22 protein-coding genes are annotated in these 19,144 nt (G+C 68.2%); 10 read left to right on the top strand and 12 right to left on the bottom strand.

Annotated features, from left to right (window positions below):
- Positions 1–9: 9 nt before the first annotated feature.
- From AC1DBD_RS13135 to AC1DBD_RS13120, 4 genes are all read right to left on the bottom strand, one after another.
- Positions 10–267 carry a type B 50S ribosomal protein L31 gene (locus AC1DBD_RS13135; RefSeq protein ID WP_056739465.1) on the bottom strand — a complete coding sequence of 86 codons (258 nt, stop codon included), beginning with the start codon at positions 265–267 and terminating at the stop codon, positions 10–12.
- A gap of 184 nt (positions 268–451) precedes the next feature.
- The gene (locus tag AC1DBD_RS13130; protein WP_476926204.1) at positions 452–1,261 is read right to left on the bottom strand and encodes a TrmH family RNA methyltransferase; all 810 of its coding nucleotides are present in this window, start codon (positions 1,259–1,261) and stop codon (positions 452–454) included.
- A gap of 7 nt (positions 1,262–1,268) precedes the next feature.
- Entirely contained in the window at positions 1,269–2,054 is a 786-nt protein-coding gene (locus AC1DBD_RS13125; protein ID WP_441418716.1) for a sulfite exporter TauE/SafE family protein, read from the bottom strand.
- Between the two features lie 18 nt (positions 2,055–2,072).
- Entirely contained in the window at positions 2,073–2,858 is a 786-nt protein-coding gene (locus tag AC1DBD_RS13120) for an ABC transporter ATP-binding protein (RefSeq protein ID WP_476982279.1), read from the bottom strand.
- A gap of 133 nt (positions 2,859–2,991) precedes the next feature.
- Here AC1DBD_RS13120 and serB point away from each other — a divergent pair, with 133 nt between their 5' ends.
- A complete protein-coding gene (gene serB, locus AC1DBD_RS13115) occupies positions 2,992–3,888 on the top strand; it encodes a phosphoserine phosphatase SerB (protein WP_476982278.1) in 897 nt (298 codons plus the stop codon).
- 107 nt (positions 3,889–3,995) lie between these two features.
- Here serB and AC1DBD_RS13110 read toward each other — a convergent pair whose 3' ends face one another.
- A complete protein-coding gene (locus AC1DBD_RS13110; RefSeq protein WP_476982277.1) occupies positions 3,996–4,760 on the bottom strand; it encodes an SDR family oxidoreductase in 765 nt (254 codons plus the stop codon).
- 408 nt (positions 4,761–5,168) lie between these two features.
- On the opposite strand from AC1DBD_RS13110, the gene AC1DBD_RS13105 reads away from it, so the two are divergent.
- Positions 5,169–5,558 carry a DUF5655 domain-containing protein gene (locus tag AC1DBD_RS13105; RefSeq protein ID WP_476982276.1) on the top strand — a complete coding sequence of 130 codons (390 nt, stop codon included), beginning with the start codon at positions 5,169–5,171 and terminating at the stop codon, positions 5,556–5,558.
- Between the two features lie 75 nt (positions 5,559–5,633).
- Here AC1DBD_RS13105 and AC1DBD_RS13100 read toward each other — a convergent pair whose 3' ends face one another.
- A complete protein-coding gene (locus AC1DBD_RS13100) occupies positions 5,634–6,053 on the bottom strand; it encodes an Hsp20/alpha crystallin family protein (RefSeq protein WP_441418711.1) in 420 nt (139 codons plus the stop codon).
- Positions 6,054–6,227: 174 nt separating this feature from the next.
- Positions 6,228–6,953, bottom strand: coding sequence for a 3-oxoacyl-ACP reductase FabG (gene fabG / locus AC1DBD_RS13095; RefSeq protein WP_175323342.1), 726 nt, complete (start codon positions 6,951–6,953; stop codon positions 6,228–6,230).
- A gap of 152 nt (positions 6,954–7,105) precedes the next feature.
- On the opposite strand from fabG, the gene AC1DBD_RS13090 reads away from it, so the two are divergent.
- From AC1DBD_RS13090 to AC1DBD_RS13075, 4 genes are read left to right on the top strand one after another with little or no spacing between them, the layout of a single operon-like run.
- The gene (locus AC1DBD_RS13090) at positions 7,106–7,561 is read left to right on the top strand and encodes a DUF3099 domain-containing protein (protein ID WP_476892566.1); all 456 of its coding nucleotides are present in this window, start codon (positions 7,106–7,108) and stop codon (positions 7,559–7,561) included.
- A complete protein-coding gene (locus AC1DBD_RS13085; protein ID WP_476892567.1) occupies positions 7,558–7,854 on the top strand; it encodes a hypothetical protein in 297 nt (98 codons plus the stop codon). The genes AC1DBD_RS13090 and AC1DBD_RS13085 overlap by 4 nt, the downstream gene beginning before the upstream one ends.
- Positions 7,855–8,736, top strand: a complete 882-nt coding sequence (locus AC1DBD_RS13080; protein WP_476982275.1) for an SURF1 family cytochrome oxidase biogenesis protein — start codon at positions 7,855–7,857, stop codon at positions 8,734–8,736. It begins immediately after the preceding gene.
- 11 nt (positions 8,737–8,747) lie between these two features.
- Positions 8,748–9,215: a YbaK/EbsC family protein gene (locus AC1DBD_RS13075; RefSeq protein WP_476982274.1), complete on the top strand. Its 468-nt coding sequence runs from the start codon at positions 8,748–8,750 to the stop codon at positions 9,213–9,215.
- 242 nt (positions 9,216–9,457) lie between these two features.
- Here AC1DBD_RS13075 and AC1DBD_RS13070 read toward each other — a convergent pair whose 3' ends face one another.
- Positions 9,458–11,056: an ABC-F family ATP-binding cassette domain-containing protein gene (locus AC1DBD_RS13070; protein ID WP_476982273.1), complete on the bottom strand. Its 1,599-nt coding sequence runs from the start codon at positions 11,054–11,056 to the stop codon at positions 9,458–9,460.
- A 323-nt stretch (positions 11,057–11,379) separates the two neighbouring features.
- Between AC1DBD_RS13070 and AC1DBD_RS13065 the strand changes: the two genes are divergently transcribed.
- The 3 genes from AC1DBD_RS13065 to AC1DBD_RS13055 are packed head-to-tail and all read left to right on the top strand — an operon-like array spanning position 11,380 to position 13,498.
- On the top strand, positions 11,380–12,087 hold the full coding sequence (locus AC1DBD_RS13065; RefSeq protein ID WP_476982272.1) for a biotin transporter BioY: 708 nt from the start codon (positions 11,380–11,382) through the stop codon (positions 12,085–12,087).
- Positions 12,084–12,842 (top strand): energy-coupling factor ABC transporter ATP-binding protein, encoded by a 759-nt coding sequence (locus tag AC1DBD_RS13060; protein ID WP_476982271.1) that lies wholly within the window; start codon positions 12,084–12,086, stop codon positions 12,840–12,842. The genes AC1DBD_RS13065 and AC1DBD_RS13060 overlap by 4 nt, the downstream gene beginning before the upstream one ends.
- Complete coding sequence (locus AC1DBD_RS13055) at positions 12,839–13,498, top strand: energy-coupling factor transporter transmembrane component T family protein (protein ID WP_476982270.1); 660 nt, start codon at positions 12,839–12,841, stop codon at positions 13,496–13,498. The genes AC1DBD_RS13060 and AC1DBD_RS13055 overlap by 4 nt, the downstream gene beginning before the upstream one ends.
- A 661-nt stretch (positions 13,499–14,159) precedes the next feature.
- On the opposite strand, the gene AC1DBD_RS13050 is transcribed toward AC1DBD_RS13055, so the two are convergent.
- Both AC1DBD_RS13050 and AC1DBD_RS13045 read right to left on the bottom strand, forming a co-directional pair.
- Entirely contained in the window at positions 14,160–15,431 is a 1,272-nt protein-coding gene (locus AC1DBD_RS13050) for a thiolase family protein (protein ID WP_476982269.1), read from the bottom strand.
- Positions 15,403–16,833, bottom strand: coding sequence for a class I adenylate-forming enzyme family protein (locus tag AC1DBD_RS13045; RefSeq protein WP_476982268.1), 1,431 nt, complete (start codon positions 16,831–16,833; stop codon positions 15,403–15,405). The genes AC1DBD_RS13050 and AC1DBD_RS13045 overlap by 29 nt, the downstream gene beginning before the upstream one ends.
- Before the next feature lie 58 nt (positions 16,834–16,891).
- On the opposite strand from AC1DBD_RS13045, the gene ypfJ reads away from it, so the two are divergent.
- Positions 16,892–17,776: a KPN_02809 family neutral zinc metallopeptidase gene (gene ypfJ, locus AC1DBD_RS13040; RefSeq protein WP_476982267.1), complete on the top strand. Its 885-nt coding sequence runs from the start codon at positions 16,892–16,894 to the stop codon at positions 17,774–17,776.
- A 133-nt stretch (positions 17,777–17,909) separates the two neighbouring features.
- Here the strand turns inward: ypfJ and AC1DBD_RS13035 are convergent, their stop codons facing one another.
- Both AC1DBD_RS13035 and sufC read right to left on the bottom strand, forming a co-directional pair.
- The gene (locus AC1DBD_RS13035) at positions 17,910–18,242 is read right to left on the bottom strand and encodes a metal-sulfur cluster assembly factor (RefSeq protein WP_138769377.1); all 333 of its coding nucleotides are present in this window, start codon (positions 18,240–18,242) and stop codon (positions 17,910–17,912) included.
- 13 nt (positions 18,243–18,255) lie between these two features.
- Positions 18,256–19,053, bottom strand: coding sequence for a Fe-S cluster assembly ATPase SufC (sufC, locus tag AC1DBD_RS13030; protein WP_441418699.1), 798 nt, complete (start codon positions 19,051–19,053; stop codon positions 18,256–18,258).
- Between the last annotated feature and the right edge of the window lie 91 nt (positions 19,054–19,144).

The following is a 19,144-nucleotide window of genomic DNA, read 5'->3' as shown; positions in this document are numbered from 1 at the left end:
TGAAGAAAGTTACTTCTTGCCGCCGAAGCCCTTGAAGCGAGCGTTGAAGCGCTCGACGCGGCCTGCAGAGTCCATGATGCGCTGCTTGCCCGTGTAGAACGGGTGGGACTCGGAGGAGATTTCGACGTCGATGACCGGGTAGGTGTTTCCGTCTTCCCACTCGATGGTCTTCGAGGAAGACACGGTGGACTTGGTCAGGAACTTGACGCCGGAAGCCAGGTCGTTGAAAACAACAGCTTCGTACTTCGGGTGGATATCAGACTGCATAATTGGACCTTTGTTCACGCAACTGGATTTTGCCAGCTGCCAGGTATGAGTGGGATGGCTGCTCGGCGCCGGAAGGCGCAGCACGGCCAGCTACCAATAATAGCCCAGATCCCCCGACTGGACGAACCGGCCCGCAGGCGGCCGCGGAGGATCTCCGAACCGACCGGCGGGCGGCCGCGGAGTGTCAGTCGCGGGGCCGCAGTTCCCAGAACGCGACGGCGGAGGCCGCGGCGACGTTGAGCGAATCGACGCCGGGGCGCATCGGGATCTTCACGGCCAGATCGACGGCGGCCAGGGTCTCCACACTCATCCCGGCGCCCTCGGTGCCAAGCACCAGGGCCAGCCGTTCGGGGTTCCGGGCCGCAAGGACATCGACGTCCACCGCGTCCGGGGTCAGCTCCATCGCGGCGACCAGGAAGCCGTGTTCCTTGAGCACCTCCAGCTCCCCCGGCCACGTGTCGAGCCGGGCCCACGGGACTTGGAAAACGGTTCCCATGCTCACGCGCACGCTGCGCCGGTAGAGGGGGTCGCCACAGCGCGGGGAGACCAGCACGGCGTCAAGCCCCAGGGCGGCCGCGGACCGGAAGATCGCGCCGACATTCGTGTGGTCCACAATGTCCTCGAGGACCGCGATCCGGCGGGCACCGGCGAGCAGGTGGGGCAGCGGCACGGGCGCCGGACGGTGCATGGCTGCCATCGCGCCCCGGTGCAGGTGGAAGCCGGTGATCTCCTCCAGGAGCGCGGCCGAGCCGATGTAGGCCGGGACGTCCGGATACTCCTCAAAGACATCGGCGAGGTCCTGGATCCACTTCTCCGCAAGGAAGAAAGAACGCGGCCGGTGCCCGGCGGCGAGGGCGCGGCGCAGCACCCGGGAGGACTCCGCAATGTACATGCCCTCGGCGGGTTCGCGGAGCTTACGCAGGTGCACGTCGGTGAGCTGGGTGTAGTCGGCGACCCGGGGGTCGTCGGCGGATTCGAGGTAGTGGAAGCTCATGCGCCGGTCAATTCACCAGTTTGGCGATCATGAAGCCCAGGGCCACGGTTCCCAGGATGAAGATCACGCCGCGCAGCACCGGCGGCGACAGGCGGCGGCCCACCTTGGAACCGACCAGGCCGCCGATCAGCGAACTGACGGCGATCAGCCCGACGGCGGGCCAGCTGATCCGGTCGAAGGCGAAGAGCAGGTAGGATGCCGCGGCGACGAGGTTCACGCCGAGGACCAGGATGTTCTTCATGGCGTTGGCGTTCTGCATGGTTCCGGCCATGAACACCCCGAGGATGCCGACCAGCAGGATGCCCTGCGCCGCCACGAAGTATCCGCCGTAGACACCGGCGAGGTAGACCAGGACCACCAGCAGGATCCCGTGCCGTTTGTCGCGGATGGCGTGCTCCGGGTTCTCTTCCCGGTTCTGCACCCAGCGTTGCAGCCTGGGCTGGAACACCACCATCAGCAAGGCCACCACGATCAGCGCGGGCGCGGCGTAGTGGAACACCATTTCCGGCAGGTGCAGCAGCAAGTAGGCGCCGGTGATGCCGCCCAGCAGTGAGGCGGGCAGCAGCCGGAGCAGCTGGTTCCGCCGCCCTGCCAGCTCCTTGCGGTAGCCCCAAGCACCGGCCGCGCTGCCGGCCACAAGGCCCATGGCGTTGCTGATCGAGGCGGTCACCGGGGCGAAGCCGAGGGCGATCAGCACCGGAAAAGTCACCAGGGTGCCCGAGCCCACCACGCTGTTGATGGTTCCGGCCCAGAGGCCGGCGAAGAAAATGAAGACGCTACTGAGGAACTCCACGCGCTGTCAGTGGTTTCTTCAGCGGCGGGCGGTGGCGGTGTACCGGCCGCCGGAAACGTTGACGTCGAGGTCGACGCCGAACGTCTTGCTGAGGTTTTCCGCGGTCAGCACCTCGGCCAGCGGGCCGGAGGCAACAACGCCGCCGTMGCGCAGGAGGAGTGCGTGGGTGAAGCCCGGCGGGACCTCTTCGAGGTGGTGGGTGACCAGCACGATCGCGGGGGCGGCCTCGTCGCGGGCCAGCTCGCTGAGCCGGTGGACGAGGTCCTCGCGGCCGCCCAGGTCCAGGCCGGCGGCGGGCTCGTCGAGCAAGAGCAGTTCAGGATCCGTCATGAGCGCGCGGGCAATCTGCACGCGCTTGCGTTCCCCTTCGGAGAGGGAGGCGAAGGGGCGGTTGAGCAGCGGGCCCATCCCCCACTCATTGAGCAGGGCGAAGGCGCGGCGTTCGTCGTCCTTCTCGTAGCCCTCGCGCCAGCGGCCGGTGACGCCGTACGCGGCGGTCACGACGACGTTGAGGACCTTTTCGTGCTCGGGGATCTGGTTGGCGAGGGCGGCGGAGGACAGGCCGATCCGCGGGCGGAGTTCGAAGACGTCCACGGCGCCGAGGATCTCTTCGAGGATCCCGGCCATGCCGCTGGTGGGATGGAGGCGTGCTGCGGCCACCTGCAACAGAGTGGTCTTGCCAGCGCCGTTGGGACCGAGGATCACCCAACGCTCGCCTTCCTTGACCTGCCAGTCAACCTTGTCCAGGAGCGTTTTCGCCCCACGTACAACGCTGACGGCGGCCATTTCAAGAACATCACTCATAGGAGTAGACACTAGGACAAAAAAGCGGACTACTGATAACCGGGCCGCAGGCCAGAGGGCGGTGTCCCCCGGGCGCGTCACCAGCGCGAAACGAATTCTGGGCGGCTGCGGCGCGCTCGCTAGGATTGAGGCCATGAGTTCGAACGTGACCGCGGTCAGCTACGGCGTGCATTTGTCCCTTCCCGAAGTAGAGCAGCTGCGCCGTTCGCTGTCCGGAGCGGGGCTGTCCGTCGGCGCCGAAAGCACCTCCGGCGACGGCCGCTTTGCGGTCTACTCCGCGGACTGCACGCTGCCGGACGCCCTGACCGAGTCGGGGCTGGCCGACCTTCGCCGGAGCGTCGCCGCGGCCGGCGTCGAGGGCGTCGAAACGGCAATCGTTCCCGCTGCCCTGCGGCAGGCAGCGCGGAAGTTCCTGATCATGGACGTCGACTCCACACTGATCCGGCAGGAAGTCATTGAGCTGCTGGCCGCCTATGCGGGCAAGCGGGAGGAAGTGACGGCCGTGACCGAGGCGGCCATGCGCGGCGAACTGGACTTCGCGCAGAGCCTGCACGCCCGGGTGGCGGTGCTCGCCGGGCTGCCGGCCGACGTCGTCGACTCCGTCCGCGCCGAGGTGACTCTGAGCGACGGCGCGGCAGAGCTGGTGGCGGCCTTCAAGGCGGCCGGACACGCCGTCGCCGTCGTCTCGGGCGGCTTCAACCAGATCCTGCGGCCGATTGCCGAGGGCCTGGGACTGGACTACTGGATCGCCAACGAACTGGAAATCGTCGACGGCGCGCTGACCGGCAGGGTGCTGGGAGATGTGGTGGACCGCGCCGCCAAGGAAAAGTACCTGCGCGAATGGGCGGCCGCGGAGGGCATCCCGATGGAACACACCATTGCGGTGGGCGACGGGGCCAATGACCTGGACATGCTTGGCGCCGCGGGCATCGGTGTCGCGTTCAACGCCAAGCCCGCCGTCCGCGCGGTGGCGGACGCTGCCGTGAACATGCCCTACCTCGACGCCGTCCGGCACATCGCCGGCGTCTGAGCCCGCACCTTGACGCCCGTCCCTTAACGCCCGTCCCTTAACGCCAGATGACACTTGGCGGCAGTGTCATTGAAGAACACTGCCGCCAAGTGCCATCCCGGTGGCTGCTAGTTGTTGACCGTGCCGTTTGACTTGTCGAAGTAGTCGGCGCCCCCGACGTATTCGGTGTGGCCGGTTTCGACGTCGGCGGTGGCCATCTTGGCGACCTCGGCGGCGAATTCCTTGACCGAATACAGCTTGCCGGCCTCGGCGCGGCGGGCCTCGATGGCGCCCGGGTTGGAGCGGTCCAAGAGTGTGGCGGTGACGGTGCCTTCAATCATGTCGCCGGAGACAACCACCAGCGAGATGCCCTTCTCCGCCAGGGCCGGAACCAGTTCGCGGAGCGCATCCTCGCCCGCGCGCTTGCTGCGGGCGACGGGCTCATACTCGGGCATGGTGGGCACGGTGTTGATGAAGTGGGCCTGGTGGCTGGTCACGAAGACCACGCGTGAGCCCTCTGCCATCAGCGGCACGGCGGCATTGAGCATGTTGACCTGGGCGTCGCGGTTCAGCTTGAGCGCGTAGCCCTCTTCCATGCCGGACTCCATGCCGCCGGAAGCGTTCAGGACCAGGAGATCCAGTGACCCGAAGTTCTCCATTGCGGCGCTGGCCAGGGCCTGGACGCCTACCTGCGTGGTCAGGTCTGCGCCGACGGCTGCAGCCCGGCCGCCCACGGCCTCGATCTCAGCGACAACCTTGTTGGCGCGCGGCGCCTTCTGGCGGTAGTTCACAACGACGGCGGCACCCTCGGCGGCGAGGAATTTGGCGACCTCTGCGCCGATGCCGCGCGATGAACCGGTAACGATTGCGGTCTTGTTGTCCAGCAGTCCCATTCGAGCTCCTTTGTTCCAAACATCCAAATACTGTGGGGTCTGCTGTCCATCATGCCAGCGGCCCGCAGCATTTCGGTTGTTCGGGATCCACAAAGAAGCCGCGCGGGCCTAGTTCGGGTGGCGGCGCGGATTGGTTTTCGGGTACTGCGCGGGACATGCCCACTCCCGGCGCCCCGGACCACGGGACATGCCCACTCCCGGCGCCCCAGACCACGGGACATGCCCAGATGGCGGGCGCAGCAAGGGACATAATGCCTAAGTGTCCATCGCCCGCAGCCGGGAGTGGGCATGTCCCCCGCGCGTGCGGTGCACGCTCCCCTGGTCTCACCGAGTACAACCTGCGGCCCCCGGTTCAATTGGGCCACAGGCTTCTGTTTTGGCACCGGGCCGGGGAGTAGGCTCGCGCCCATGGGGAGCCACGGCACCGAATCCACGCCGGAAGGGGTCTTCAGCGGGTCACCGCGGGGCCTGGACCTTTGCCGCGCGGTGGAACGGCTCCTCGCCACGTCTCCGCCGGCAGCCGCGCCGCCCGAAATCAGGGCGACCACCAGCCAGGTGGCCTTCCGCGGACGCCGTCGCGGGTTCGCCTACGTCTGGTGGCCGGGACGCTATGTCCGCTCAGATGTCCCGGCCGTACTGTCCATTGCGCTGCGCAACCGCATCGACTCGCCCCGGTTCAAGTCGGTGGTTAACCCGTCCCCCGGCCTGTGGATGCATCATTTGGAGCTCCGCGCTGAAGAGGACCTGGACGCCGAGGTCGCGGGATGGCTGCGGCAGGCAAGGGACGAAGCCGGCTGAGGAAAGCGATCGCCGCTCGTCCCCAGCCGGCGGGGCTTCGCCGCGGGCGGGCGACCCGCCATACGGGGACCCGCGTCAGGCGCGGTCCACCCGGATTTTCTTCGTGGGCTCCCCTGGCGCCGCCACGGGGGCCGGCGCGCGCACTTCCAGGACGCCGTCCTTATAGCTGGCCGTGATGTCCTCTTCCTTTGCCCCGGCCGGGAGGGCGATGCTGCGCAGGAAGGAGCCGTAGCGGAATTCCGAGCGATAGCCGGTCTTGCTCTTGTGCTCGGTCTTTTCTTCGCGTTCGGCCCGGATGTGCAGCATGCCTTCGCTGACCGACACGTCGACGTCCTTGTCGGGATCGATACCGGGAACCTCCGCCCGCACCACCAGGGTATTGCCGTCCTGGAACTGCTCGACCTTGATGGTCGACGCCATCGTCAGGTCGCCGTCGAGGAACCGACGGACAGGTTCCAACATGTCCGAGGGCGCCCACTTGCTGAGATCAGCCATGATAAATCCTCCTGGGTCCACGCCCCTGCCTTGGCGCGGTCAGGGGCTGTAACCCCATTACACGCCCCCGGCCGCAGCGCCGCCTAGGGCCAAAGGCCCGGCCTCGTGCCGCCGCCGCGGACGACGGCGGCCGCCGTCGTCCGCGGAGCCCAAAGCCGGCCGCAGAGCTACTGCCTAGTGGCCCATACCAAGGCCGCCGTCGACCGGGATAACCGCGCCGGAGATGTAGGCGGCCTCGTCGCTGGCAATCCAGCGGACGACGTCGGCCACTTCCGACGCCTCGGCGAAGCGGCCCGCGGGAACCTTCGACAGGTAGTCCTTCTGCGTGGCTTCCGGCAGCTCGGCGGTCATATCCGTGTTGATGAAGCCCGGCGCCACCACGTTGGCGGTGATTCCGCGACCCCCGAGTTCGCGGGTGAGGGAGCGGGCAATCCCGACGAGGCCGGCCTTGGATGCGGAGTAGTTGATCTGGCCCGGGGCGCCGTAGAGGCCGGAGACGGAGGAAATGAGTACCACGCGGCCCTTGCGTGCGCGGATCATGCCCTTGGAGGCGCGCTTGATCACCCTGAAGGCTCCGGTGAGATTTGTGTCGATGACCGAGGTGAAGTCGTCCTCGCTCATCCGCATCAGGAGCGTGTCTTTGGTGATGCCGGCGTTGGCCACCAGGACCTCGACGGGGCCGTGCGCCGCCTCGACTTCCGTGAACGCCGCGTCCACCGAAGCCTCGTCCGTGACGTCTGCCTTGACGCCGAGGATGCCCTCCGGGAGCGTGGCCGCGCTGCGGTAGGTGACCGCCACCTTGTCGCCGTTGGCGAGGAAGGATTCGGCGATGGCCAGGCCGATGCCGCGGTTGCCGCCGGTGATGAGGACGCTGCGGCCGGTGGAGGTTGCTTCAGACATGTTGGGCTCCGGGATTCTGCGGCTCACTGGCACCGCGTTGGGTGGGCTGGATTTTCCTGCCTCCGATCTTAGCCTCCGGCGCGCTCCACCCCGCTCTGGGCCGCCCGCTGTTTGGGCGGTCCAGCCGATGGTGAGAGAATTGCAGGAAGCCTATGGAGCGTGATCTGAAAGCCGTGACAAACAAGAACCGACCCGGTGAACGGACGTCCGGGGAGGACTCCGGCGACACCGAGGTCCACAGCATTACCGACGCCGCCGCCGCCCACTCGGAAGAGATGCGTCAGCGGATGATCAAGTATGCCGTGGCGATGGGCATTCGCATGGTCTGCCTGATCCTGGTGTTTGTGGTCGACGGCTGGTTCAAGATCCTCCCCGTCATCGGAGCAGTGTTCCTGCCGTGGTTTGCGGTGGTGATCGCCAACGGCAGCGACCACGCCGAAGTGCACAGCGAATCGCTGATCGACTACGTGCCGATGGGCGAATTGGACGCTCCACGCTCCGGGCAAACAACGGGCCAGGAACCACCGGCGGCGGACGATGTCCCCATCACCCTGTTGCAGGGCGAGCTGATTGACGACGACGAAGACCACGGACGGGCAGCTTCATGAACATTTTTGACTTGGCCGGCCCGACGGCCGAGCCCGCCAGCGCGCTGTGCTCCCGCAAGGCGTGCCGTGCGCACGCCGAGTGGCAACTGCTGTGGAACAACCCCAAGATCCACACGCCGGAGCGACGCAAGATCTGGCTCGCCTGTCCGGAGCACCGGGCCTGGCTGGAGGATTATCTCCAGACGCGGGGGCTGTGGAAGGAAACCCTTCCGCTGCACAGCACCCCCGACGAAGCCGCGGGCGGGGCCGGGAACGACGCTGCCTCGACCATCGCCCCGGGCAGGGCCGGCTGAATGTACCGCTTCCTTTTCTCCAGCAAGTGGCTGGGCTACCTGCTCCTGGCCGCCATTTTCGCCACCGCCTGCGTGCTCCTGGGCCGCTGGCAGATGGACCGCCGGGCGGAAACGCTCGCGGAGATCAACCGCGTCGTCTCGAATTACTCGGCCACCCCGATCCCCTTCGCGGACGCCCGGAACCAGTTCATTAAACTCGACGCCGACCGTGAGTGGACACAGGTCGAGCTGCACGGCCGCTACGACGAGGCCGCCCAGCGGATTGTCCGCAACCGCCCGCTCAACGGCCAGCCGGGCTACGAGGTGGTGGTCCCCTTCAAGCTGGACTCCGGCGAGACGGTTGTGATTGACCGCGGCTGGCTGCCGATCGGCAACAAGACCCCGGGCAGCCCGGACTCAATTCCTGCCCCGCCCCCGGGCGAGGTCACGGTGGTTGCGCGGCTCAAGCATTCCGAGCCGGAACTGCAGCGCGGCGCCCCGGACGGGCAGCTCGCGTCGATCGACCTCGCCGCCTACTCGGCCCAGCTCGGGTATCCCCTCCTCACCGGGGCCTACGGCCAGCTGGCCTCGGAAACCCCGCCGGCAGCGGACATGCCCGTCGGCTTCCCCAAGCCGTCCACCGACGAGGGCACGCACCTGTCCTACTCGCTGCAGTGGTTTGCCTTTGGCGTTCTCATGTTCGTCGGCTTCGGCTACGCAGCACGCCAGCAAGCCCGCAACGCTGAGATTGACGCCGAGGACGCCCAGGATCAGGCCGCGGCCGCCGACGGCTACCTGCACGTCAGCAACCCGGCGCCCCGCCGTCGTCCTGTCCCCCGGAAGCGGAAAACTGCCACCGCGGAGGAAGAGGAAGACGCCATCCTGGACGCCCAGGGATTCTGAAGGAGCACAGCATGGACCCCGACGCCGTAGCGAACGTCCGGCGCGCGCTCCTCGCGGCGGGCGCGGCCGACACCGTAGCCGTCTTTGAGACCCAGGTGCCGACCGCCGCCGCGGCGGCCGCGGCCTTGGGCTGCGACGTCGCGGCGATCACCAACAGCCTCGTGTTCGACGTCGACGGCGCTCCCCTGCTGATCCTGGCCAGCGGCGCGGCCAAGGTCGATCTCCGCCACGTCGCCGCGCGGCTCGGGTCAGGGAAGATCCGCCGCGCGGATGCCGACTTCGTCCTGCTGCACACGGGCCAGCGCGTCGGGGGTGTAGCCCCGGTGGGCCACCCGCAGAAGATCAGGACCCTGCTCGACGAGTCCCTGAAGGACCACGAACTCCTCTGGGCCGGCGCCGGCGACCACCACTCCATGTTCTCGATCACCTACCAAGAACTCCACCGCATCACCAACGCCGAACAGATGCCTGTCCGCTAAACACTGGCAGCACGGATGGTGACGTTGCCTCAAGCGCAATGGTGACGTCCAAGTAAGCGCCGAACGCGGGCAATTTGCGTAGCGTGCGTCTAAGCGGGGGCCCACGCCGTCAGGGTTCCCTGGCCGAGCTTGCGAGGTTAGGGCGACGGTGGGGAGGACGAGCGAGCACGCGGCAAATTGCGCGCGCGAGGCGCGAACCCAACCACGGAACGAAGGCGGAGCGGCGAAGGAAGGCGAGCGGCCTAAGCCAGCGTGATCAAGTCCAGGTAGTCCTCATTCCAGAGGTCCTCGACGCCATCAGGAAGCAGCACAACACGCTCCGGGTTGAGGGCTTCGACAGCACCCTCGTCGTGGCTCACCAGCACCACGGCACCGGTGTAGTTGCTCAGGGCCCCGAGGATTTCGGCGCGGCTGGCCGGGTCGAGGTTGTTGGTGGGCTCATCAAGGAGCAGCACGTTCGCGCTCGAGGCCACGATGGTGGCCAGCGCCAATCGTGTCTTTTCGCCGCCGGAGAGCACACCGGCGGGCTTGTCGACGTCGTCGCCGGAGAACAGGAACGAGCCCAGGATGTTGCGGACCTCGGCGTCGTTCATGTCAGGGGCCGAGGAGCGCATGTTCTGCAGAACGGTGCGGTCGACGTCGAGCGTCTCATGTTCCTGGGCGTAGTAGCCGACCTTCAGTCCGTGGCCGGGGATCACTTCGCCGGTGTCGGGCTTGTCGACGCCGGCGAGCATGCGCAGCAGTGTGGTCTTGCCGGCACCGTTGAGGCCCAGGATGACCACCTTGGAGCCGCGGTCGATGGCGAGGTCGACGTCGGTGAAGATTTCCAGCGAGCCGTAGGACTTGCTGAGGCCGTCGGCGGTGAGCGGCGTCTTGCCGCAGGGTGAGGGGTCCGGGAAGCGCAGGGCGGCCACGCGGTCGTTCTCGCGGACCGCTTCGAGGCCGCCGAGGAGGCGTTCGGCGCGCTTGGCCATGTTCTGCGCGGCGACGGCCTTGGTGGCCTTGGCGCGCATCTTGTTGGCCTGGTCCATCAGGACCTGGGCCTTCTTTTCGGCGTTGGCGCGTTCGCGCTTGCGGGCACGTTCGTCGGTTTCGCGCTGCGTGAGGTAGCGCTTCCAGTCCATGTTGTAGAAGTCGATCTGCGCGCGGTTGGCGTCCAGCAGGAAGACCTTGTTCACCGTGGCCTCAAGCAGTTCCGTGTCGTGGCTGATCACGATCAGGCCGCCCTGGTGGTTCTTCAGGAACTCCCGGAGCCAGGCGATGGAGTCGGCGTCGAGGTGGTTCGTGGGCTCATCGAGGAGCATCGTCTCGGCGTCGGAGTACAGGATGCGTGCCAGCTCTACACGGCGGCGCTGGCCGCCGGAAAGGGTCTTGAGCGGCTGGTTCAGCAGCCGGTCCGGCAGGGCGAGGTTTGAGCAGATCGCTGCGGCCTCGGCCTCGGCCGCGTAGCCGCCGGCGGCGAGGAACTCGGATTCCAGCCGGTCATAGCGGTTCATCGCCTTGCGCTGGACCTCGGCGTCCTCGCTGGCCATCTCTTCGTGTGCCACGCGGAGCTTGCCGACCGCGATGTCGAGGCCGCGGGCGGACAGGATGCGGTCCCGGGCCAGCTGCTCCATGTCCGGCGTGCGCGGGTCCTGCGGCAGGTAGCCGATCTCGCCGCTGCGGGTGACCTTACCGGCGGCGGGCAGGCCCTCGCCGGCCAGGACGCGGGTGAGCGTGGTCTTGCCTGCACCGTTACGGCCGACGAGGCCGATCTTGTCTCCCTTGTCGATCCGGAAGCTCACCTGGTCCATAAGCAGACGGGCGCCGGCGCGCAGTTCGAGATCCTGGACGGTAATCAATGCAGCTAAGGCCTTTCACAACAGGGAACGCCGCGGCACAACGGATGGAGTCTGGACGGGGCCGGGGCAGTGTGGCCGAGAGAACGGCCTCTACCAGTCTACCGGCACCTCCCCTGCCGGGTGACATCGGGGAACGCGGCGGACGACGGCGGCCCGCGTCCGCCAGCGCCGGCTCCCTTTGGCGGGGTTGGCCAGCGAGGGGACCGCCGCTTAGTGCAAGGCCTACAAAATGGCGGGGTTGCCGCGGCCGTATCGTCGGAAGTAGGACCTCGGCCCCACCACTCGACTCCACCACTCGACTCCACCACTCGACAGGAAACAGCATGAGCAACACCGACAATTCCGTCACCAACACCGCCCCGGCGGCAAGCCATGGCAGCACCGCCCCGGCGGCCCCGCGCCAGAGCCGCCGACGCCGCTGGGACGCGACCGACCTCGCACTGATCGCGGTGTTCGCGGCGATCATCGCGGGTTCTGCCCTGATTGCCGCAATCCCCGTGGGCGGGCTTGGTGTGCCGATCACCCTGCAGACTCTCGCCGTGATGCTCACCGGACTGGCGCTCGGCCCGGGCCGCGCCTTCGCTGCCGTGGGCCTGTACCTCCTGCTGGGCTTCGCCGGGCTGCCGATCTTCAGCGGCGGGCGCAGCGGGCTGGGTGTCCTGGCGGGACCCTCGGCCGGCTACATCTTCGGCTTCCTGCTGGCCGCCACGGCCGTCGGCGCCCTGACCGTCGTCGTGCTGCGCCGCACGGGGGCGCACTCCGCGAAGGTCCGGGCTGTGCTGCTCTTCTGTGCCGCCATGGTCAGTAGCATCGTCTTTGTCCACGGGCTGGGCATCCTCGGCATGATGGTCAATGCCAAGCTCAGTCTCTCCGCGGCCTTCCTCGCCGATCTGGCCTTCTACCCGGGCGACGTCATCAAAAACATCCTCGCCGTGACGGTCGCGTTGACGCTGCATAAGGCGTTCCCTGACCTGCTGATCCGCCGGATCCGCCGCGTGGAGTTGGCCGGCGAGGCAGACGGACGCGCATGAGTATTGTCCTGGACGGTGCGGCCGTCCGGGTAGCCGTCGACGGCCGCCCGGAGCCCAAGACCCTGCTTGAGCCGGTGTCCCTGACGCTGGCTGAACGCCGGATCGGCGTCATCGGGGCGAACGGCTCGGGCAAATCCACCCTGCTCCGGATGCTTAACGGCCTCGTCGCACCGAGCTCCGGCGCGGTGGCGGTGTCAGGTTTCGACACGGTCCGGGATGTCCGCGCTGTCCGCCGCCGCGTCGGCTTCGTCTTCACCGATCCGCTCTCGCAACTCGTGATGCCGACCGGTCGCGAAGACGTCGAATTATCGCTGCGCCGCTCGGTGCGGAACGCCGGCGAACGGCGTGCCCTCGCGGAGGCCTGCCTCGAACGGTTCGGGCTGCTGGGGCTGGCGGACCAGAGCGTATACGAGCTCTCCGGCGGCGAACGGCAGCTTGTCGCCCTCGCTGCGGTGCTGGCCGTGAACCCGGACATCCTGGTACTGGATGAGCCTTCCACCCTGCTGGACCTGCGGAACCGGGAACTGCTGCGCCGCACCCTAGCGGGGCTGGACCAGCAGATCATCCTGTCGACCCACGACCTCGACCTCGCGCTCGATCTGGACCGGGTGCTGGTGGTGGACGACGGCAAGATCGTGTTCAACGGCGGGGCGGCCGCCGCCGTCGCGCACTACCGCGTGCTCTGCGCGGCGGAACCCGCCGGGGTGCGGGGCGCCGGCGTGCGGGAAGCCGGCGGGGGGACGGCGCAGCCGTGAGGGGCCATGGCTTCCTGCTCGCCAACTATGTACCGGGCACCTCGCTGGTGCACCGGATTCCCCTGTGGCTGAAGTTCTTGCTGGTACTGGCGTGCGGGATGGGATCGTTTCTCGTTGCGGACTGGGCCGCGGCGGCAGCTGGACTCGCCTTGCTGTGCGGGGTATTCCTGCTCAGCGGGGCAGGTGCCCGCAGGCTGTTCCGGGCTGTCCGGCCGATCCTGCCCGTGCTGGCTGTGATCGGCGTGTTCCAGTGGTGGCAGCTGGGCGGCCCGGTCGCCGCGCGGATTGTGTTGAACGTTTTGGTCTGCGTGGTGGCGGCGGCAATCCTGACGGCCACCACGCAGGTCCAGTCGCTGTTGGACGGTGTAGCCTCGCTGGCGCGGCCCTTTCGCCGGCTCGGCGCCGATCCCGAGCGGTTCGCCCTGACAATTGCCATCATGCTGCGCAGCATCCCGTTCATCGCCGGCGCCTACGCCGATGTGCGCGATTCGGCACGGGCCCGCGGCCTGGAACGGAACCCGCGTGCATTGGTGCTGCCGGTCTTCATCACTACGGTGGCATTCGCCCGGCAAACCGGCGATGCCCTGGCGGCGCGCGGTTTGGGTGAGGCTGACGATAGGGAGGACCGGGAGGATCGGGACGGCCTAGCGGGCTGAGACGACCGGGCCGGGGCAGGTTTCGTGCCGCGGCTTGAAGCACTGGGCATGCCCCCCGCCGCGGCCCGCGACGGCGCATGCCCATTCCTCGTCCTGCGCACTGGACATATGACCACTATGTCCACTCCCCGCAGCCAGGAACGGGCATGCCCGGCAGGGCTGGCGCACCGGGCATGCCCCCTGCCGCGGCCCACCACGGCGCATGCCCATTCCTCGTCCTGTGCAGTGGACATATGACCACTATGTCCACTCCCCGCAGCCAGGAACGGGCATGTCCGGCAGGGCTGGCGCACTGGGCATGCCCCTTGCCGCGGCCCACCACAGCGCATGCCCATTCCTCGTCCTGCGCACTGGACATGTGACCACTATGTCCACTCCTCGCAGCCAGGAACGGGCATGTCCGGCAGGGTTGGTGCACCGGGCATGCCCCCTGCCGAGGCCCACCACGGCGCAGGCCCATTCCTCGTCCTGCGCACTGGACATGTGACCACTATGTCCACTCCCCGCAGCCAGGAACGGGCATGTCCGGCAGGGTTGGCGCGCCGGGCATGCCCCTTGCCGCGGCCCGCGACGGCGCATGCCCATTCCTCGTCCTGCGCACTGGACATGTGACCACTATGTCCAGTCCTCGCAGCCAGGAACGGGCATGTCCGGCAGGGCGCTACCGGAGCGAGCGGTACTCGAACAGTGCAGCAGTCCCCATCCCGCCAGCGATGCTGATCATGGCCAGGGCCAGTCGGCCATCCACGGCCTCCCGGCGGGCCTGGGCCAGCAACCTGGTCACGAGCACCGCGCCGGACGCTCCGTAGGCGTGCCCCAGGGCAAGGGCGCCGCCGTCGAGGTTCGCGCGTTCCGAGTCGATGCCCAGCTGGTCGAGGCATGCCAGGGTCTGGGATGCGAACGCCTCGTTGAACTCGATCAGCCCGAGATCCCCGGCCGCGACGCCGGAAACCGTAAGCAGGCGTTCAGCGGCGGCCGCCGCGCCCATCCCCAGCAGCGCCGGCTCCACGCCCGCGGTGTCCGTCCCGAGGACCAGGAGGCCGTCCCGTGCGCCGAGTTGGCGCGCCCGGGCCAGCGAGGTGATCACGACGGCGGCGGCCCCGTCCGCGTCGAAGCAGGAGTTGCCGGCTGTCACGGTCCCGCCGGGAACGAACGCGGCAGGGAACCGGGCCAGCAACGCCGGGGTCAGCGAGCGGCGTGGGCCGTCATCGCAGCCCACGGGACCATCGGGCCCGGGCAGCGCGACGGTCTCGGTTTCGAAGGTTCCGGCCGCCGCGGCGTCGAGGGCGCGACGGTGGCTGCGCAGCGCGAAGTCGTCCTGCCGTTGCCGCTCAATGCCATGGCGGACGGCGACGTTCTCGGCGGCCACCCCCATGTCCGGGTCGCCGATGCTGCCGGGGGCGAACTGGGCGCGGCTGAAGAACTGCGGCTCGCCGTCGGCGCCGCGCCTGGCCCGCAGTGGTGCGGTGCTGATGCTCTCCACCCCGCCGGCGAGATACACGCTGCCGCCGCCGGAACCCCCGCCGAATTGGCCGCCGGACGCGACGAGCCGGGATGCCAGCACGATCGCGTCGAGGCCGGACCCGCACTGCCGGTCCACGGTCAGTCCCGGAACGCCCACGGCCAGCCCGGCCTCGAGGGCCGCCAGCCGGGCGACATTGCCGCCGCCGCCCACCGCGTTCCCGACCACGACGTCCGTCACCTGGTCCGGTGCAACACCCGAGTCGGCCAGCAGTCGGTGCAGTACCGGCGCCAGCAGTTCGTGGGCGGGCAGCGTCTTCAGGGCTCCGTGGGCGCGGCAGAGCGGGGTCCGCAGCGCCGCGATGATGACGGGCTGCCGGTCCTCCGGCAACAGTCCGCCCCGGCGCGGCGCAGGCGAAGGCGTCCGGGAAGGCAACGGGTCCTCAGCCAAGGCGCCGGACACGAGGATCATTCCGGGCGATCCACTCAAGCAGCAGCGGCCGGCTGGGCTTGCCGCGATCGGTGAGGGGCAGCTCGGTCAACGCGTAGTAGTCCAGCGGACGTTTGCTCCGGACCAGGACATCCTCGACGCCGGCCTTCAGCTGCGTGCCCGTCAGGCCGCCGTGGGACGGCAGTACCGCGGCCACGACGCGCTGGCCGCGAAGGTCGTCCGGCTGCCCGGCGGCCATGGCGGCGGCGACACCCGGCACGGACGCGAGGGCGAGTTCCACCTCGTGCGGGTACACGTTGGTCCCCGCCGTGACAATCATGTCCGAACGGCGCCCCAGCAAATGCAGGGTTCCGTCGGACAGGTAGCCCCGGTCCCCCACAGTGTGCCAGCCGTCGAAGCACTGCAGCGCCGTGCCGTCGTCGCCCCACAGGTAGCCCTCGCTGACCATGCCGCTGCGCACGCAGACGTTGCCGTCGCATCCGTCAGGAACCGCGGCGCCACCGTCGTCGAGAATCCTGATCTCGACGCCGGGAAACGGACCGCCGATTCCCGTGCCGTTCGCCGTCCCGCCGTACGCTCTCAAGCTGGACGCCGGGGCCTCGCCCGGCCGCAGTCCTGCGCCGGCGACGAAACTGAGCTCCGCGGCGCCGTAGTACTCGAAGATCGTCGCGTTCGGCGCCCAGCGGCGGGCGGCCTCCAGGGTGCGCGCGTCGAGCTTGGAGCCGGCGCAGATGATGCTCCGCAGGCCGGAGGCATCCACGCCGCCGGCCAGGCCGCGCTCACTGAACAGCCGCAGCATGGTCGGTACCAGGACCAGCCGGGTGATGCCGTCATGGCTGACCGCGGTGTGTGCGTCGCCGACGTCGAACTGCTCGAGGGTGTGGAATTCAGAGCCGGCATACAGGCATTCGGCAAGCGCATAAAGATTGAGGCTGGCGGCAAGCGGTCCGGGTGCGAGCGTCCGGTCCTCGGGCCCTAGGCCGAAAAACTCGACCGAAGACTCGAAGGACAGTCGCCAGGAGCGCCGCGAGCGGGTGAACGCCTTGGGCAGCGCAGTTGTGCCGGAGGTGAGCCCGATCAGGAAAGGCGACTCAGGTGACCCGTCCTCGAGTTCGCTGCCCAGGCCGGTGCCGTCAGCGGGAACGGCTTCCGCGATCCGGGCCGTGATGGCGTCCAGGAGCTGCTGGGGCCAGGTGGGGTCCAGCACGGCGCAGCGGCGGCCGGCCGCGACGGCCGCCGCGAAGGCGACCGCAAAATCCGTGGAGTTGCGCTCGGCCAGCACCGTGACGGCCGGCGTCACCGGGACGAGCGCAGCCGCCGCGTTCCGCAGTTCGGACCAGCTCAGGCGTTTTCCGGCCACGACGACGGCGGTGCCGTCGGGGCGCTCATCGGCCCAACGCTGGAGTCTGTCAAGAAAAGGCATCGGATCAACTTTACCGGGCAGCGGGGCCCCGGCCGCCGGGAGAGGATATTGTGACAGCATGAGTTTCAATGACAACGTGCAACTGGACCCGTCGCAGGTCCAGAGCCGCGGCGGCATGGGCCGCGGCACCAAAATCGGCGGCGGGATCGGCGGCGGCATCGTGCTGCTGTTGGCCGCGCTGTTCGGCATCAATCCGCAGCTCCTGGAGGGCCTGGCCGGCACTACCCAGGACCAGACGCAGAGCCAAAGCACCGCGCCGGCCTGCAAGACCGGCGCCGACGCCGACGCCCGCCTGGAGTGCCGGATCGTGGGCACGGTCAACAGCCTGAATGCCTTCTGGCCGGATTATCTGGGGCAGTACGACAAGAAGTACCCGCAGCCGGAGACGGTCCTGTTCCGCGGCGCCACCAACACCGGCTGCGGCAACGCCACCTCGGAGGTCGGCCCGTTCTACTGCCCCGCCGACCAGACGGCGTACTTCGATCCGGGCTTCTTCCAGGAACTCGTGGACCGCTTCGGATCCTCGGGCGGCCCGCTGGCGCAGGAGTACGTGGTGGCCCACGAGTTCGGCCACCATATCCAGAATGTCCTCGGCACCATCGACCGCGCCCAGCAGGATCCCCAGGGCCCGCAGTCCGGCGCGGTGCGGGTGGAGCTCCAGGCCGACTGCTATGCGGGCCTGTGGGTCCGCTACGCCACCACCACCAAGGACCCGAAGAGCGGACAGCCGTTCCTGGAACCGCTCAAGACGCAGGACCTGCAGGACGCCCTGTCCGCAGCCTCCTCCGTGGGCGACGACCGGATCCAGAAGGCAGCCACCGGGCGGGTTTCGCCGGAGTCCTGGACCCACGGCTCCAGCGCGCAGCGGCAGAAATGGTTCTACCAGGGTTACAAGACCGGCGACATCAACCAGTGCGACACCTTTAAGGTCGCGACCCCTTAACCCCTTCGACCGCTCCGAAACCACCGTTATGGGCCTCCAAAAGGGCCGTTGCGGAGCACTCGATGTCATCGCGGCAGAGAAAACGACGGCGGGCCCACCTCCAAGAGGTGGGCCCGCCGTCGTTGTGGGGATCCTAGATGTTGAAGCCCAGGGCCCGCATCTGGTCGCGGCCGTCTTCGGTGATCCGCTCCGGACCCCATGGCGGCATCCACACCCAGTTCAGCCGCCAGTCGTCGACAATGCCGTCCAGGGCCTTGCCTACCTGCTCCTCGATCACGTCGGTGAGGGGGCAGGCCGCCGTGGTGAGCGTCATGTCGATCAGCAGGGCGCCGTCGTCGTCTGAGTACTTCAGGCCGTAGAGGAGGCCCAGGTCAACGATGTTCACACCCAGCTCCGGGTCGATCACATCCTTGAGTGCCTCTTCGACATCCTCGAGGCCCGTGCGGGCCATATTGATTTCGGTCATGGCGTAGTCCTAACTAGGCCTGTGCTGCGGCGTCGGCGGCAGCGATGGCGGCGGCTCCGGCGCCCGGGAGGTAGCGGTCGTAGCCTTCTTCTTCAAGGCGGTCGGCCAGCTCCGGGCCGCCCTCTTCGACAACCTTGCCGTCCACGAACACGTGCACGAATTCCGGCTTGATGTAGCGCAGGATCCGGGTGTAGTGGGTGATCAGCAGGGTGCCCATGTTGCCCTCGGCGTGGGCGCGGTTGACGCCCTCGGAGACGACCTTGAGCGCGTCGACATCCAGGCCGGAGTCGGTCTCGTCGAGGATGGCGAACTTCGGCTTGAAGAGCTCCAGCTGGAGGATCTCCACGCGCTTCTTCTCGCCGCCGGAGAAGCCCTCGTTGACGTTGCGCTGGGTGAAGTCGGCGTCGATGCGCAGCTGGGCCATGGCAGCCTTGACGTCCTTGGTCCAGGTGCGGAGCTTCGGGGCTTCGCCGTCAATGGCGGTCTTGGCGGTGCGCAGGAAGTTGGTCATACTGACGCCGGGAACCTCGACCGGGTACTGCATGGCCAGGAACAGGCCGGCGCGGGCGCGCTCGTCAACGCTCATCGCGAGGACGTCTTCGCCGTCAAGCGTGATGGTGCCGCTCGTGACGTTGTAGCGCGGGTGCCCGGCGATGGTGGAGGCCAGGGTGGACTTGCCCGAGCCGTTGGGACCCATGATGGCGTGCGTCTGGCCGGTCTTGATGGTCAGGCTGACGCCCTTCAGGATTTCCTTGGTGCCCTGCTCGGTGTCAATGCTGACGTGCAGGTCCTTGATCTCAAGAGTAGACATGTGTCTTGTTCTCCTCTGCACCCCCGCCTCGGCGGCGGTGCGTTTTCTCGTCGATAAGTTTTTGTGGTGCTGGTTGCCGGCCCGGCCGGGA

It is taken from the genome of Arthrobacter sp. 10T419 (assembly GCF_056394105.1).
The sequence above is the reverse complement of the archived record's forward strand: the minus strand, read 5'-3'. Positions and strand labels throughout refer to the sequence as shown.

Bases quoted from the DNA above. Each gene is read 5' to 3' on its own strand.
- AC1DBD_RS13135 (WP_056739465.1), bottom strand. From the start codon at position 267: ATGCAGTCTGATATCCACCCGAAGTACGAAGCTGTTGTTTTCAACGAC.
- AC1DBD_RS13130 (WP_476926204.1), bottom strand. From the start codon at position 1,261: ATGAGCTTCCACTACCTCGAATCCGCCGACGACCCCCGGGTCGCCGAC.
- serB (WP_476982278.1), top strand. From the start codon at position 2,992: ATGAGTTCGAACGTGACCGCGGTCAGCTACGGCGTGCATTTGTCCCTT.
- AC1DBD_RS13110 (WP_476982277.1), bottom strand. From the start codon at position 4,760: ATGGGACTGCTGGACAACAAGACCGCAATCGTTACCGGTTCATCGCGC.
- AC1DBD_RS13105 (WP_476982276.1), top strand. From the start codon at position 5,169: ATGGGGAGCCACGGCACCGAATCCACGCCGGAAGGGGTCTTCAGCGGG.
- AC1DBD_RS13100 (WP_441418711.1), bottom strand. From the start codon at position 6,053: ATGGCTGATCTCAGCAAGTGGGCGCCCTCGGACATGTTGGAACCTGTC.
- fabG (WP_175323342.1), bottom strand. From the start codon at position 6,953: ATGTCTGAAGCAACCTCCACCGGCCGCAGCGTCCTCATCACCGGCGGC.
- AC1DBD_RS13090 (WP_476892566.1), top strand. From the start codon at position 7,106: ATGGAGCGTGATCTGAAAGCCGTGACAAACAAGAACCGACCCGGTGAA.
- AC1DBD_RS13085 (WP_476892567.1), top strand. From the start codon at position 7,558: ATGAACATTTTTGACTTGGCCGGCCCGACGGCCGAGCCCGCCAGCGCG.
- AC1DBD_RS13080 (WP_476982275.1), top strand. From the start codon at position 7,855: ATGTACCGCTTCCTTTTCTCCAGCAAGTGGCTGGGCTACCTGCTCCTG.
- AC1DBD_RS13075 (WP_476982274.1), top strand. From the start codon at position 8,748: ATGGACCCCGACGCCGTAGCGAACGTCCGGCGCGCGCTCCTCGCGGCG.
- AC1DBD_RS13065 (WP_476982272.1), top strand. From the start codon at position 11,380: ATGAGCAACACCGACAATTCCGTCACCAACACCGCCCCGGCGGCAAGC.
- AC1DBD_RS13060 (WP_476982271.1), top strand. From the start codon at position 12,084: ATGAGTATTGTCCTGGACGGTGCGGCCGTCCGGGTAGCCGTCGACGGC.
- AC1DBD_RS13050 (WP_476982269.1), bottom strand. From the start codon at position 15,431: ATGATCCTCGTGTCCGGCGCCTTGGCTGAGGACCCGTTGCCTTCCCGG.
- AC1DBD_RS13045 (WP_476982268.1), bottom strand. From the start codon at position 16,833: ATGCCTTTTCTTGACAGACTCCAGCGTTGGGCCGATGAGCGCCCCGAC.
- ypfJ (WP_476982267.1), top strand. From the start codon at position 16,892: ATGAGTTTCAATGACAACGTGCAACTGGACCCGTCGCAGGTCCAGAGC.
- AC1DBD_RS13035 (WP_138769377.1), bottom strand. From the start codon at position 18,242: ATGACCGAAATCAATATGGCCCGCACGGGCCTCGAGGATGTCGAAGAG.
- sufC (WP_441418699.1), bottom strand. From the start codon at position 19,053: ATGTCTACTCTTGAGATCAAGGACCTGCACGTCAGCATTGACACCGAG.